The sequence below is a fragment of the Marinobacter sp. UBA2498 genome (assembly GCF_002341575.1).
GTDB lineage: Bacteria > Pseudomonadota > Gammaproteobacteria > Pseudomonadales > Oleiphilaceae > Marinobacter > Marinobacter manganoxydans.
This window is the reverse complement of sequence record NZ_DDOI01000058.1, coordinates 19,752-33,086: the sequence shown is the minus strand read 5'-3', so window position 1 is coordinate 33,086 and position 13,335 is coordinate 19,752. Positions and strand designations below refer to the sequence as shown.

Annotated in this window: 14 protein-coding genes; 12 read left to right on the top strand and 2 right to left on the bottom strand. The window is 58.8% G+C overall.

What is annotated here, in order from left to right; translation table 11 throughout:
* From B2W52_RS06970 to B2W52_RS06935, 8 genes are all read left to right on the top strand, one after another.
* Window positions 1-331: 2OG-Fe(II) oxygenase family protein (locus B2W52_RS06970; protein ID WP_286802123.1), on the top strand; the 331-nt coding region annotated here is incomplete at its 5' end.
* A 1-nt stretch (window position 332) separates the two neighbouring features.
* The gene (locus B2W52_RS06965; RefSeq protein ID WP_273072934.1) at window positions 333-719 is read left to right on the top strand and encodes a VOC family protein; all 387 of its coding nucleotides are present in this window, start codon (window positions 333-335) and stop codon (window positions 717-719) included.
* A gap of 32 nt (window positions 720-751) precedes the next feature.
* Window positions 752-1,840, top strand: a complete 1,089-nt coding sequence (locus B2W52_RS06960) for a BMP family ABC transporter substrate-binding protein (protein WP_273072936.1) — start codon at window positions 752-754, stop codon at window positions 1,838-1,840.
* Complete coding sequence (locus tag B2W52_RS06955) at window positions 1,837-3,357, top strand: ABC transporter ATP-binding protein (RefSeq protein ID WP_273072937.1); 1,521 nt, start codon at window positions 1,837-1,839, stop codon at window positions 3,355-3,357. Before B2W52_RS06960 ends, B2W52_RS06955 begins: the two co-directional genes overlap by 4 nt.
* Complete coding sequence (locus B2W52_RS06950) at window positions 3,350-4,441, top strand: ABC transporter permease (RefSeq protein WP_273072939.1); 1,092 nt, start codon at window positions 3,350-3,352, stop codon at window positions 4,439-4,441. The genes B2W52_RS06955 and B2W52_RS06950 overlap by 8 nt, the downstream gene beginning before the upstream one ends.
* Window positions 4,442-4,443: 2 nt before the next feature.
* Window positions 4,444-5,370: an ABC transporter permease gene (locus tag B2W52_RS06945; RefSeq protein WP_273156748.1), complete on the top strand. Its 927-nt coding sequence runs from the start codon at window positions 4,444-4,446 to the stop codon at window positions 5,368-5,370.
* 43 nt (window positions 5,371-5,413) lie between these two features.
* Window positions 5,414-6,199, top strand: a complete 786-nt coding sequence (locus B2W52_RS06940; RefSeq protein WP_286802118.1) for an SDR family NAD(P)-dependent oxidoreductase — start codon at window positions 5,414-5,416, stop codon at window positions 6,197-6,199.
* Between the two features lie 2 nt (window positions 6,200-6,201).
* Window positions 6,202-6,843 carry a cysteine hydrolase family protein gene (locus B2W52_RS06935; protein ID WP_273072945.1) on the top strand — a complete coding sequence of 214 codons (642 nt, stop codon included), beginning with the start codon at window positions 6,202-6,204 and terminating at the stop codon, window positions 6,841-6,843.
* Between the two features lie 31 nt (window positions 6,844-6,874).
* On the opposite strand, the gene B2W52_RS06930 is transcribed toward B2W52_RS06935, so the two are convergent.
* Both B2W52_RS06930 and B2W52_RS06925 read right to left on the bottom strand, forming a co-directional pair.
* On the bottom strand, window positions 6,875-7,876 hold the full coding sequence (locus B2W52_RS06930) for a formamidase (RefSeq protein ID WP_273072947.1): 1,002 nt from the start codon (window positions 7,874-7,876) through the stop codon (window positions 6,875-6,877).
* Window positions 7,877-7,915: 39 nt separating this feature from the next.
* A complete protein-coding gene (locus B2W52_RS06925; RefSeq protein WP_273072950.1) occupies window positions 7,916-8,650 on the bottom strand; it encodes a GntR family transcriptional regulator in 735 nt (244 codons plus the stop codon).
* Window positions 8,651-8,929: 279 nt separating this feature from the next.
* Between B2W52_RS06925 and B2W52_RS06920 the strand changes: the two genes are divergently transcribed.
* The 4 genes from B2W52_RS06920 to B2W52_RS06905 form a co-directional block, all read left to right on the top strand.
* Entirely contained in the window at window positions 8,930-10,486 is a 1,557-nt protein-coding gene (locus tag B2W52_RS06920) for an ABC transporter ATP-binding protein (RefSeq protein ID WP_273072951.1), read from the top strand.
* On the top strand, window positions 10,483-11,541 hold the full coding sequence (locus tag B2W52_RS06915; protein WP_286802113.1) for an ABC transporter permease: 1,059 nt from the start codon (window positions 10,483-10,485) through the stop codon (window positions 11,539-11,541). Before B2W52_RS06920 ends, B2W52_RS06915 begins: the two co-directional genes overlap by 4 nt.
* 36 nt (window positions 11,542-11,577) lie before the next feature.
* Window positions 11,578-12,510: an ABC transporter permease gene (locus B2W52_RS06910; RefSeq protein WP_273072954.1), complete on the top strand. Its 933-nt coding sequence runs from the start codon at window positions 11,578-11,580 to the stop codon at window positions 12,508-12,510.
* A 33-nt stretch (window positions 12,511-12,543) separates the two neighbouring features.
* A partial coding sequence (locus B2W52_RS06905) for a BMP family ABC transporter substrate-binding protein (protein ID WP_286802111.1) occupies window positions 12,544-13,335 on the top strand: 792 nt, incomplete at its 3' end.

The window sequence follows — 13,335 nt, the reverse complement described above, 5'->3', positions numbered from 1 at the left end:
ATGCAACCAGAACGGGGACTGGGTCAGCGTGCCTTACGTTGAAGACAGTTTTGCGGTCAATATTGGTGACCTCATGATGCGTTGGACCAATGACCAGTGGATCTCAACCCTGCACCGTGTCGTCAATCCGCCGATGGACGCCGAGGCCACCGAACCACGCCAGTCCATCGTCTTTTTCCACCAGCCAAACTACGACGCCATGATCGAATGCCTACCCAGCTGTCTGGACGAAGATGGCAAAGGCAAATACCCGGCGGTCAGCTCTGGCGATCACCTGAAGTCGAAATTCGTCAAACAGACCACCTTTGGTGGCACTCAGGAGGTGGCTTGAAATGGGCACGCTCTCTTACGTCAATGTTTTCGCCAGAGATATAGAAGCCCTGAGCGTTTTCTACCGGGATCTGTTCGGATTCAAGGAAATCCCTGAGATCCGCTCCCCCATCTTCCGCGGCCTGGATACCGGGCGCTCCTGCATCGGTTTCAACGCGCTGGACGCCTACGAACTGCTCAAACTCAATGACTACTCGGACACCAAAGGGTGCAAGTTCCTGCTGAACATCGATGTGGACAGCAAGGAAGAGGTGGACGAGTACGTGCCCCAAGCCCTTGCCTCCGGTGCAACGCTCATCAAAGAGCCCTACACCACCTATTACAACTGGTACCAGGCTGTACTGCTGGACCCTGAAGGCAACGTCTTCCGAATCAATCACATGATGTAAAACCGCCTTTCCCAACCAAAGGAAGTACCAAGATGAAAAAACTCATACTCAGTGCCTGCTTTGCACTGGCCGGTTACCTGGGCCTGTTGAACACCGCTCACGCTGAGGGCCTCACCCTCAAAGACGAACCAAAGATCGCCATGCTCTATATCTCTCCGACCAATGATGGCGGCTGGACCCAGGCGTTTGATGAAGCCCGCCAGCGCCTGGAAGAGGAACTGGATATCAAGATCCAGTACGTGGAAAGCGTTCCGGAATCTGCTTCCGCCATCCGTCCGGCCGTCGAGCGCTTTATCAAGCGTGGCGCCAACATCATTATCGGTACGGCATTCGGTTACTCCGATACCTTCAAGTCGCTGTCCGAAGACTATCCGGACGTCGCCTTCCTGAACGGTTCCGGCACCACCAACGGTCCCAACCTGCTGTCGTACTATGGCCGAACCTACGAAAGCCAGTACCTTTGCGGCATGGCAGCCGGCGCGGCGTCTGAATCCGGCAAGCTCGGCTTCGTCGCCGCCAACCCGTTCGGCGTCGTGAACTGGACGATCAACGCCTATGCCATGGGTGCCCGGGAAATGAACCCGGACGCGACCGTTACCGTGGTCTATACCGGCGCCTGGAACGATCCCACCAAAGAGCGCTCTGCAACCAAAGCCCTGATCGATCAGGGTGCCGATGTCATCGGCCAGCACGTCGATACCCCGACACCGCAACTGGTCGCCCAGGAGAACGGCGTCTACGGCACAGGGCACCATCGTGATTTCCGCGAGTTCGCACCGAAGGCCACGGTTTGCTCGTCGGTCTGGGTCTGGGACCGCTTCCTGAAAACCGAGCTGGAGAAAATCATCGCCGGCAACTGGGTACCAGCCCCCCATGGTGCGCTGCTGTCCATGAAAGAAGGCGGCACCGACATCGCCTGCTGTGGCCCCAACATTGATGAGGAGGAAGAAGCCAAGATCATGGCGGCCCGCGAGAAGCTGATGAAAGGCGAACTGCAGGTTTATGCCGGCCCGCTGACAGACCAGAACGGCACGGTTCGCGCGGCCGAAGGCGAAGTCGTATCCGACGGCGCTCTCTGGCAGATGGACTGGTTTGTCGACGGAGTGATAACACAGCAATGAGTAAACAGAACGCGATCCAGCTGAGCAGCGTCAGCAAGACCTTCGACGGTTTCAAGGCCCTGTCCGACGCTGACTTCACCGCCAGGTGGGGCGAAGTTCATGCCCTGCTGGGCGAAAACGGAGCCGGAAAGTCGTCCCTGATGAACATCGTGGCCGGCCTCTATGGCCCCGAAGGCGGATCGCTGTTCATTGATGACAACCCGGTAAAACTCAAAGGCCCGAAAGAAGCGGCGAAACTCGGCATCGGAATGGTTCACCAGCATTTCAAGCTGGTGACGCCCTTCACGGTTGCCGAGAATATCCTGCTGAACCTGAGCCATCTCCAGACCAGCGGACTTTACCGGGAACGCCTGCGCCGGGTGTCTGACGACATCCGCGCCATGGCGGACCGCATCGGATTCGGGATTGATCCCGACGCCCGCATTGATCAACTTTCCATCGCTGAACAGCAGCGCGTGGAAATTCTCAAAGTTCTGCTGGCCGGCGCCAAGATACTGATTCTGGACGAGCCTACCGCAGTGCTTACCGAGGAAGAAGCCGAACGCCTGCTCACTACCGTGCAGGGATTTGCCCGCGAGGGCGCTGCTGTCATCCTCGTGACTCACAAGATGAATGACGTGCTGCGCTATGCCGATCAGGTCACCATCATGCGTTCGGGGCGGACCATCGAAAGCCTGAAACCCGATTCGGTATCCGTGGACGAACTGGTGCGTCTGACCGTGGGCGAATCGGCGCCGGAACAGAGTGTCTCGCGAGCAGAACATACACCCGGGGCGCCCTATCTGAAGGTCAAAGGTCTTTCCAGCACCGGTGGCCACCGGGCCCTGAATGGTCTGGACCTGACCCTGAACAAGGGCGAGATTTACGGCATTGCCGGCGTCGGCGGCAATGGCCAGAGCGAACTGGCGAACGCCCTGATGGGCATTCCAGAGAATGTCGAAGGCACCATGGAGCTGATCGGCGAGGGTGATCTGGCCGACTTAGATGCCGCCCGTCGCCGCGCCATCGGTGTCGCCGCCATTCCTGCGGACCGTTATGGTTCTGCGCTTGCCGGCCCGCTCTCCATCGCCGACAACTTTGCCCTGGGTGACATCCATTCCGGGCGATACGGCCCGTTCTGGTATCTGAAAACCCGGGCCATCGAAGCGGACGCGGCAGAAGCCGTTCGGCAGTTCGATGTCCAGGGCGTTCGTTCGCTGAAACAGAAATCGGCACTGCTGTCCGGGGGCAACGCACAAAAGCTGGTTATCGCCCGGGAGTTCAGCCATCCCCCCAAGCTCGTCCTTGCCCACAGCCCCAGCCGGGGCCTCGACGTCAAAGCGACCGAAGCCGTGAGGGAACGTCTGCGTGCGGCCCGGGATGATGGTGCAGCGGTGCTCCTGATCAGCGAGGATCTGGACGAAGTCATGGCCATGGCCGACCGGATCGGCGTCATGTCCGCCGGACGTATCGTGGCCGAGTTTTCACAGCCTGCCGATCGTCAGGCCATTGGCCAAGCAATGGTGAACCATGTCTGAATTTGCATTACAACGACCGTTGATCAAGCGCAGATATACCCTGGAAGTCCGCCAGCAGATGGCCTGGCACTGGCAGGCACTGATCCTGGCCGGCTCCATGATCCTGGGCCTGCTGATTTCCGGCACCATTCTCGTGGTCGCAGGGGTCCCTGCAGGCGAGCTGCTGAACGAATTTGTAATCCTCACTCTGTTCGACACCCAGAGCCTGACCTCCGTGCTCTTTCAAGCCTCACCGCTGATCATGGTGGGCCTGGCCGGTTGCCTGGCGTTCCGGGCAAAATTCTGGAACCTGGGCCTGGAAGGCCAGATGATCTTCGGGGCCATCGGCGCCACGGCGATTACCATGTGGGATATCGGCGCCCCGGGCATGCGTCTGCCACTGATGATCGCCGCCGCCATGGCCTGCGGGCTGCTGTGGGCGGTTGCCCCCGTGCTGCTTCGGCTCAAGCTGCAGGTCAATGAAATCGTCTCGACCCTGATGCTCAACTACATCGCGATCAACGTGCTGCTGCACCTGATGTACGGCGCCTGGAAAGACCCCAAAGACGCGTTCCCCTACTCTCCGAAGTATGAAAGCTTCGAGCTTCTGCCGGAGCTGGGCAATGGACTCAGCCTGTCGATTCCCATCGCCATTGGCATTGCCCTGCTCGTACTCTGGTTCGTCAACATCTCCCGTGCCGGTCTTTATCTGCGATTCGTGGACAAGAGCCCCAAAGTCGCCAGTGCGGTCGGGGTCCCCGTCGCCAGGACCATCCTGATGGCGGTGCTCTTTTCCGGAGCCCTGGCGGGGCTGGCTGGCCTTATGGTCGCTGCGGGCCAGGAGGGTCGCCTCACCCATTCCTTCTACGTGGGCTATGGCTTTTCCGGCATTCTGATCGCGTTTCTGGCCCGGAATAATCCCATTGCGGCCACCTGTGCCGCGTTGCTGATTGCCACCCTGTTCGTCGCCGGCAGAAGCCTTCAGGTGTTCTACCAGATCCCGTTTGCCATGGTGCAACTGATCCAGGCCGTACTGGTGATCTGCGTCGCCTCTTCAGATTTCTTTATTCGACATCGTATTCGCCGCGTGCAGGGGGGAGACTGATCATGGACCTGATTACGAGCTGGATGGGTAACATCCCTGAATTTGCCGTTCCTTTTGCCCTCGCGGCCCTTGGACTGATCATCACCGAGAAATCCGGTGTTCTGGCGCTGGGCGCCGAGGGCCTGATGCTGGTTGGGGCCGTTGCCGGCATCGGCGCCTACCTGACCTTCGAGCACACCGCGCTGGCGCTGATCATGGCCATGATTGCCGCAAGCGTGGTTTCCCTGCTGTTTGCACTGATGGTGCTGGTCATGCGCATGAACCAGGTAATCTCGGGTCTGGTACTGGTGTTCTTCTGCCAGGGCCTGACCACCCTGACCGGAACACTGATGGGCTGGACCAACCAGCCTGTCCCCGGACTTGAAGCCATTGCCTTCTGGCCACTCTCCGAGCTGCCCTACCTCGGCCGGTTCTTCATTCAGAATCCCGTCGTTTATCTGGTACCGGTGATTTTCCTGGTTTCCGTCTGGGCCCTGAATCGCACAACCCCTGGTCTGCGCATGCGTGCCGTTGGCGAGAACCCGCAAGCAGCAGACGCTGCCGGTATTCCGGTACTGGCTTACCGGCTGGCGGCGATCGTGATCGGAGCCGCGTTAATTGGTCTTGCCGGCGCATTCATTGCGGTTCTCAGCACCAAACTCTGGATTTCGAATATGACCGCAGGTCGGGGTTGGATTGCCGTCGCACTGGTCATTTTCGCTCGCTGGTCCCCCTGGAAAGCCCTGGCCGGAGCGATCCTGTTCGGCTGTATCGAAGCTCTGATCCCCCAACTGGCGGCTTCCGGTATCAAGCTTTCGCAGTACTTTGTCTTTATGGCGCCTTACGCCATCACCCTGGGCGTCATGATCTGGGTGGCAGCATCAAAGCGGGACAGCAACAGTCAGCCCGGTGCCCTGGGGACACCGTTCATACGGGAAGAGCGCACCTGATCCGGCGCAGAACAGATACCCTACTGATCACCAGGAGAATACATTGAGCAAGACTCTGTTTATCACCGGTGCAACCTCCGGCTTTGGCGCCGCCACGGCCCGACGGTTTGCCGCCGACGGTTGGTCCATTGTTATCTGCGGCCGCCGGGAAGAGCGCCTGTACGCATTGGCCGATAAACTTGGATCCATGGCACCGGTGCATCCCCTGAAACTGGATGTCCAGGATGCCGAAGCGGTGACACAGGCGATTGCCTCGCTGCCCTCAGGTTTTCGCCAGATCCATACCCTGGTCAACAATGCCGGCCTGGCACTGGCACCGGCTGCCATGCAGGATGTTCAGCTTTCCGACCTGCACACCATGATCAACACCAACATCACCGGGGTGGTTAATGTGACCCATGCGCTGCTGCCGACGCTGATCGAAACAGGCGCCGGAGCCAACATCATCAATATCGGCTCCACCGCCGGTGAGTGGCCCTATCCCGGCAGTCATGTCTACGGCGCCAGCAAGGCGTTTATCAAACAGTTCTCCTACAACCTGCGCTGTGACCTCCTGGGCACCGGGGTGCGGGTCACCGATCTGGCCCCGGGCATTGCCGAAACCGAGTTTTCGGTGGTTCGCAACAGCGGTAACAAATCGGCAGCGAACTCCGTCTACGAGGGAACCGTGCCGTTGTCGGCCGAAGACATTGCCGAGCAGATCGCCCACATCGCCAACCTGCCCGACCACATCAATATCAATCGGGTGGAGATGGTGCCGGTGCGGCAGGCCTGGGGACCTTACGCCATTCATCGCGAACAGGGCCCGAGCCACGAACAGGAAGCCTGAACATGCCGAAACTCAGATACGCCTGGCCGGTCGTCACGAGTCGTACCGCCCTCATTGTGGTAGACATGCAGCGAGTCTTCTGTGAGCCCGAAGGCGATCTTTACGTTCCATCGACAACAGCAATCACGCCACGAATTCAGCAACTGACCGACGTTTGCCGAAAGAACGGCGTCCCCGTTGTCTATCTGCGTCACATCGTTCGCGGTGACGGCAGTGACACCGGGCGCATGAGCGATATGTATCCGGATGTCGACGAGGTTCTGGCGCGTGACAACCCCATGGTTGAGATTATCGGGCAGCTTGCGCCACTGACCGGAGATGTGGTGGTGGACAAACTCTTCTACAGCGGCTTTCACGGAACCGACCTGGACACCATTCTACGTTCCAGGGATGTGGACACCCTGATCGTTTGTGGCACCGTCACCAATGTTTGCTGTGACACCACCATTCGCGACGCCGTTCACCGGGAATACAAGGTTATCGCGCTGAGCGATGCCAGCGCCGCCATGCCCTATCCCGATCTTGGCTGGGGGGCCGTTACTGCAGACGAGGTTCAGAAGGTCGCCCTGACCACCTTTGCCTACGAATTCGGTGAGGTGACAAGCACGGTCGATATAGTGCGGAGGCTGCAGAGCCGGGAGTAACTCCCGGCCCGCCAGATCATCAAATCAGAGGCTACTCCTGACCGGACTCATACTTGCGCTCAGGAGGGGCGAAACCAAAGTCCCTGCCGTCCACCACTTTGACATCATCATCCCATGGCAACCGGTATTCGCCCCGCACCATGTCCTGCATGAAGGTATACGGGCAATCTCCGGCACCGCCCTTTACCGCCACATACCCACGATGGCCGAGCTGGTAAATGTTGTTCTCGACACCCCAGTGAATACGGGCTTCGTCCACCAGATCTGGCCGCACTTCCGCGGTAATAATCTCGTCTGCAAAGCCACTGCCTTCCACCATAGGCACGCCATCGAAATTGACCACCATCCCCTCACCCATGGAGTTGAAAGTACCATCTGTACCGGCCAGACAGACGTTGGCAGTGACCATAAGATTGCAGAACGCGTTCGCCTGGTTAGTGATCTTCCAGGCATGACGGATGGGTGGCGTGTATCCTGCGGTCCGCAGCATGATGTTCGCCCCTTTGTAGGCGCACTCTCGCGCCACTTCCGGGAACATACCATCGTGGCAGATGGCCAGTGACAGACGGCTGCCATTGGGCCCATCGCAAACCGGGATTCCCAGGTTGCCCGGTTCCCACGGTTCCACCGGCACCCAGGGATGAAGCTTGCGGTAGAACAACTGCACCTCGCCGGTGTTATCGATAATGACACCGGTGTTGTAGGGGTTCCCTCCGGGATTGCTCTCCATAATGGAGAAACAGCCCCAGATGTCGTGCTCACGGCAGGCTTCCCGAAAAGCATCCATCTCCGGGCCGTCACGATCACACATGATGGCGGGATCAATGTTCATCGAAAGACCATGCAGGCAGTACTCAGGGAACACCACCAGATCCATCACCGGAGACTGCCGACGGGCTTTCCCCACCAGCTCACATACCCGGCGGGTCTGGGCTGCCAGTTGTTCCGGAGTGGCAACATCGGGTAATTGCAGTTGCACCAGACCGATCACCACCCCGTTCGGGGACTTGTTCAAACCACCAAATCCGCTCATTACGCTTCCTCTCACATGGTGTTTAGATAATGTCGGAAGCTAATTAGCAGGAAGCGTGCCAGGCGTTGCAGAGTCTGAACCGGCATCGGTCCCCAAGGCCCGCTCCCGCCGGCGCATTTGCAGTTGGGCCAAGGTTACTTCCCGGCTCTTTGCCTGGCTTTCGTGGATATGGGCCCGCAACATTACGGCTGCGCCGTCCATATCATTAGCCAGGATACGTTGGCAGATCTCGTGGTGCTCCCGGTAGGTCTGCATGACACTGTCCTGGTCCGGCAGGCCCAGACGACGCACGATCCGAATATGATTGTTAACGTCGCGCAGGTATTGCACCAGAATCGGGTTGCCACAGAGCTCGGCCAGCCTGATATGGAACAGTTCCTCTGCGTCCTTGAACTCTTCGGAACCAGACATGCCATAACGGGCCTGCTCGGGATCCCAATCCTCCGCCAGCTGCGCCACCTCCCGATAGGGAATACGCTGCCCCATCAGAGCAATACCTTCCAATTCCAGACCAACCCGGACGTCGTAATATTCCGCCAGCTCAAATACGTCGAGCTGGAGGATGTAACAGCCGTGCTTGGGGCGGATGGTAAGGTAGCCTTCCACCGCCAGGCGCTGCAACGCTTCCCGAACCGGTGTCCTGCTCACCCCGAAGTGCTGAGCCAGCTCGGTTTCAGTAACCCGGCTGCCCGGATAAAGCTCCAGATTCATGATGCTCTGACGCAAAGTCTCGTAGATGCTGCCAGTGGTTCCTTTCCTGAATGATTCACTCACGATTCTTTCCTTGTCATCTCGTTGCATACATCTTATCCAAGTCCCATTGATTTTCAATCACTATGACACGCCATCGAGAACCTTCCGCTGCACCAAAGCAATGCATATACACCAATACGCGCACCATCGTGATGCAACCAACATTATGTTTTTGCACGCTTTTTCAACACCAAATAGGAAGATAACTGTATTCCTTGCCAGAACCATGCACCTCTTTGCTACGTGGCATGAACCATGCAACCTTGTGTACAACAAAGATTTTAGCCAAGGCATGGTTCCATGGAGATTCAGCTTTACAACATCACCAAGCGGTTCGGAGAGGTCACAGCCAATGATGGCATCTCGCTGGATATCCGCGAGGGAGAAGTCATCGCCCTGCTCGGCGAAAACGGCGCCGGCAAGAGCACCCTGATGAAGATGCTGTTCGGACTCTATACACCGGACGAAGGCAGCATTATTGTCAACGGTCGTGAAACCCTCATCGACTCCCCGCAGAAGGCCATGTCACTGGGCATCGGCATGGTCTTCCAACAGTTCAATCTGGTGCCGGCACTGTCGGTTCGGGACAACCTGTTACTGGCCTACCCCAAACCACCCTTCTGGACGTTCCGCCGGCTGTTTTGCGAAGGCACCTCTCAGCAGAACGTTCTCGCCTACCTGGAGGAACTCGCGCCCGGCCTGGACCCCAACACCCTGGTACGCGATCTTTCCGTGGGCCAGCGCCAACTGCTGGAACTGGTCAAGGTTCTGAATCTTAATGCCAAGGTTCTGATACTGGATGAACCGACGTCGGTTCTGCCACCACAGGAAGCGGAACGACTCTGGGAGCTGATCCGGAAAATGGCCGAAGCCGGAAGAAGCATTGTCCTTATCACCCACAAAATGCAGGACGTCATGGCCTGCGCCCACAGGGTGGTCGTGATGCGTGCCGGCAAAATGGTACAGGCTCTGACCAGAGAGAACTGCAGTGAGGCCTCACTGGTCAGCCTGATGATGGGCGACAGCAGTCAACGTTCCGACATCGACACACATCGGAATGCCGACCTCACTGGCAAGCCGCCACGAATCAGTCTTCGTGGGCTCCACGCAAACCATGGCGTCCAGTCCATTGACAACATCAGCCTGGATATCGGGCCGGGTGAGATCCTTGGTATTGCCGGGGTTTCCGGCAACGGCCAGCATCTGCTGGCAGACGCGCTGGTTGGCCTGGTCCCGCTTTTCCGTGGCGAAGTCATTATTGATGGCGTGGTACTCCAGTCCGCCAGCCGCGCCCCGAAAACCTCTGACCGGGTTGCATACATACCTGAGCAACCGGCCGTGAACGCGGTGGCCGGCGATCTGTCGTTGACCGTCAACGTGGCTCTGTCCCATTTCCGGCAACTGCGTTTCTTTCCTGCCTGGGGCCCGGAAGAGGAAAAGACCAGGGACATCATCCGCCGTTATCAGGTTCGTCCTGACAATCCGGCGCTGGCCGCCGGACAACTTTCCGGAGGCAACCTTCAGAAACTGGTGGTCGGACGTGAACTGGAAGGCCCGCGGGATCTGATTGTCGCAGCTTACCCCACCATGGGACTGGACGCTGGCGCTGCCCATGACATTTATCAGGCTCTTTTCACAAAAGCCCGCGAGGGCGCAGCCGTGCTATGGATTTCAGAGGACCTCGATGACCTCATGTCCTACGCCCACCGGATTGCAGTACTTCAGGGCGGACGAATCTCGGGACTGTTCAACCCGGGCCAGTTCGATCGCCTAGACATCGGCCGGGCCATGACCGGAGAACACCTTCCCACCGCTGACCCCGCACCCGCTGAACCTCAAGCGAGAATTGCATCATGACAATAACCACCCAACCGGCCTTCAGATTCGGGCTACGACTGCTAAGAGGCCCCACCGGCGCAGTGCTAATCATGGCGGCCACGTTTGTGCTGGCGGCACTGACGTTCTTTGCAATCAATGGCCGGGAATCCATATCCCTGTTTCAGGAAATGGTCATGGGGGCCTTCGGCGATGGCTATTCATTCAGTGAGACCCTGGTCAAGACCGCTCCCATTCTGCTGACGGCACTGGCCGTCGCATTGCCTGCCCGACTCGGTCTGATCAGTGTAGGTGGCGAGGGTCAGCTCTACCTTGGCGCCCTGTTCGGCACGGGCGCCGTGCTGGCCGCCGTTGACCAGCCCGGCTGGCTGCTGATGCCGCTCATGCTGATTGGCGCCATGGCAGGCGGCGCCCTTTGGGGCGTCATCCCCGGTTTGCTCAAGACCCGTCTTGGTGTCAACGAAACCATCTCAACCCTGCTACTGAACTACGTGGGCGTGTTGCTGGTGAGTTTTGTGGTCCATGGTCCCTGGAAGAACCCGAATTCACTGGGCTGGCCGGCCACCATCGAGTTCCCGCAAGGCGCCATCCTGCCCCAGTTCTTCGATACCCGGGTTCACATGGGACTGATATTCGGAGTGGTTGCGGCCATCATCCTTCACATTCTGGTGACCCGCAGTCGCTGGGGACTGGGTCTCCAGGTCAGTCGCAGCAATCCGCGCGTGGGCGCCACCTCCGGCATTTCCTATGAACGCAACGTGCTGATCGTGATGGCCATCGGCGGGCTGCTGGCCGGCCTCGCCCGTATCGCCGAAGCCTCGGTGATCCAGAACCGCCTGCAGGACGGTCTTGCCAGCGGCTACGGCATGACAGGCTTCCTGGTTGCCTGGCTCGCCGGCCAGCACTTCCTTCGCATTATCCCGTTATCGGTGCTAATGGGGGGCCTTCTGGCGTCTGCCGACTCGCTCCAGTTGTACGCCCAGCTCCCCAAGGCCAGCGCCGATATTCTACAGGCGCTGCTGTTCATCATCGTGCTGGCTGTTGCCAGCCTGTGGCCCAATTGCCCCAAGGCCTGATCGCGCCAGGCCCGACAGCTATTCAAAGGACACTGTATGGAATCGTTTGTAACTGAACTCCTCACCCTGCTCTTTGCTGCCCTTCGAAGTGCCACCCCGGTACTGGCAGTCGTTCTGGGTGAAGCCATGACTCAACGCAGCGGCGTTATCAACCTTGGGGTGGAAGGCCAGATGCTGCTGGGGGCGATGACCGGCTTTGCGGTGGCCTCCATAAGCGGCGACCCCTGGCTGGGCGTGCTCGCCGCATGCTGTGCGGGCATCGCCCTGTCGATGGTTCACGCCATTCTGGTGCTTGGCTGTCGGGCCAACCAGATTGCCAGCGGGGTAGCCGTTTTGATTCTCGGAGGTGGGCTCAGTGCCTACTACGGTATTCCCTTCGTGGGCAACAAGATCGACGCCCTTGGCAACCTCAATCATACCTTCGTCAGCGATATTCCGTTGCTGGGCCAGTTCCTGGGTCCCATAACTCCCACTGTACTGATCACTCTGCTGGCGATTCCGGCCATATCCATTTTCCTGTTCCGCACCCGTACCGGGCTGCGCTGGCGTTCTACCGGTGAATCCCAGGAAATCACTCGCAATCTGGGCCACAACCCGGTGCCCTACCAGTTAGCCGCCATAGGTTTCGGAGGGCTGATGTCAGGTTTTGCCGGTGCCGCGCTCGCCGTGGACTACACCGCCAACTGGGTAGAGGGCATGACCGCAGGCCGGGGGCTGGTGGCCGTCGGCCTGGTGATTGTTGCCCGCTGGAACCCCTGGTACGCATTGCCGGCAGCGCTGCTGTTCGGGGCCTCTGAAGCCCTAAACCTGAAACTGCAGTCTTGGGGAGTACCCATCTCGCCCTACCTCCTGGCAACGCTTCCCTATCTGATTCCCCTGAGCGTGCTGATGCTTAGCTACCGCGGCCTGCGTGCCAGTGGTGGCGGCATGCCGGCCGGTCTCAGGGTGGTATTCCAAAGTGCCCGATAACCGACTTAAAAAACCATCAAACGGAGAATGATTATGAGAAAAGCGATCCGCACCCTGCTAGCAACCTCAATCCTCGCGGTCAGTGTCCAAGCTGCCGCCGACACCAAAGTCGGCTTCATCTACGTTGGACCAAAATCTGACTATGGATACAACTACGCCCAGGATCAGGGCCGTCTCTATCTGGAAGAACACATGGACGATGTGGAAACCGTTCATTTCGAGAATATTCCAGAGAACGCCGATGTACAGCGTGTCATGGAGCGCATGGTTCGCTCCGGTGTTGAAGTGGTTTTCCCGACCAGCTACGGCTACCTTGATCATGCCCTGAAAGTGGCGGAGAAGTATCCCGAGGTACATTTTGCCCACTCCGGCGGCCTCAAGACGTCCGACAACCTGATGACCTACTTCGCCGAAATCGATCAGGCTATGTACTTGTCCGGTGTTGCCGCAGGCCTGACCACCAAAACCAATAAACTGGGTTTTATCGCAGCCCACCCGATCCCTCAGGTGCTGCGTAACATCAATGCCTTTACCCGGGGTGCCCAGAGCGTGAACCCGGACGTTACAACCTCGGTGATCTGGACCTCGAACTGGTCCGACCCCACCAAAGAAGCCGAAGCCGCAGAAGCGCTGATCAGCGACGGCGCTGATGTACTGACCGGTCACGTTGACTCGCCCATCAACTACGTGCAGGTCGCTGAGCGCCGGGGCGTTTACTCCGTGGGCTATCACGCCGATGCCAGCCAGTTTGCACCAGAAGGCTGGCTGGTGGGTGCGGTCTGGAACTGGGGCCCGATGATGGTGGACATCGTCAAATCGGCAGAA

Coding starts and splice junctions, on each gene's coding strand:
- B2W52_RS06965 (WP_273072934.1), top strand. CDS start 333: ATGGGCACGCTCTCTTACGTCAATGTTTTCGCCAGAGATATAGAAGCC.
- B2W52_RS06960 (WP_273072936.1), top strand. CDS start 752: ATGAAAAAACTCATACTCAGTGCCTGCTTTGCACTGGCCGGTTACCTG.
- B2W52_RS06955 (WP_273072937.1), top strand. CDS start 1,837: ATGAGTAAACAGAACGCGATCCAGCTGAGCAGCGTCAGCAAGACCTTC.
- B2W52_RS06950 (WP_273072939.1), top strand. CDS start 3,350: ATGTCTGAATTTGCATTACAACGACCGTTGATCAAGCGCAGATATACC.
- B2W52_RS06945 (WP_273156748.1), top strand. CDS start 4,444: ATGGACCTGATTACGAGCTGGATGGGTAACATCCCTGAATTTGCCGTT.
- B2W52_RS06935 (WP_273072945.1), top strand. CDS start 6,202: ATGCCGAAACTCAGATACGCCTGGCCGGTCGTCACGAGTCGTACCGCC.
- B2W52_RS06930 (WP_273072947.1), bottom strand. CDS start 7,876: ATGAGCGGATTTGGTGGTTTGAACAAGTCCCCGAACGGGGTGGTGATC.
- B2W52_RS06920 (WP_273072951.1), top strand. CDS start 8,930: ATGGAGATTCAGCTTTACAACATCACCAAGCGGTTCGGAGAGGTCACA.
- B2W52_RS06915 (WP_286802113.1), top strand. CDS start 10,483: ATGACAATAACCACCCAACCGGCCTTCAGATTCGGGCTACGACTGCTA.
- B2W52_RS06910 (WP_273072954.1), top strand. CDS start 11,578: ATGGAATCGTTTGTAACTGAACTCCTCACCCTGCTCTTTGCTGCCCTT.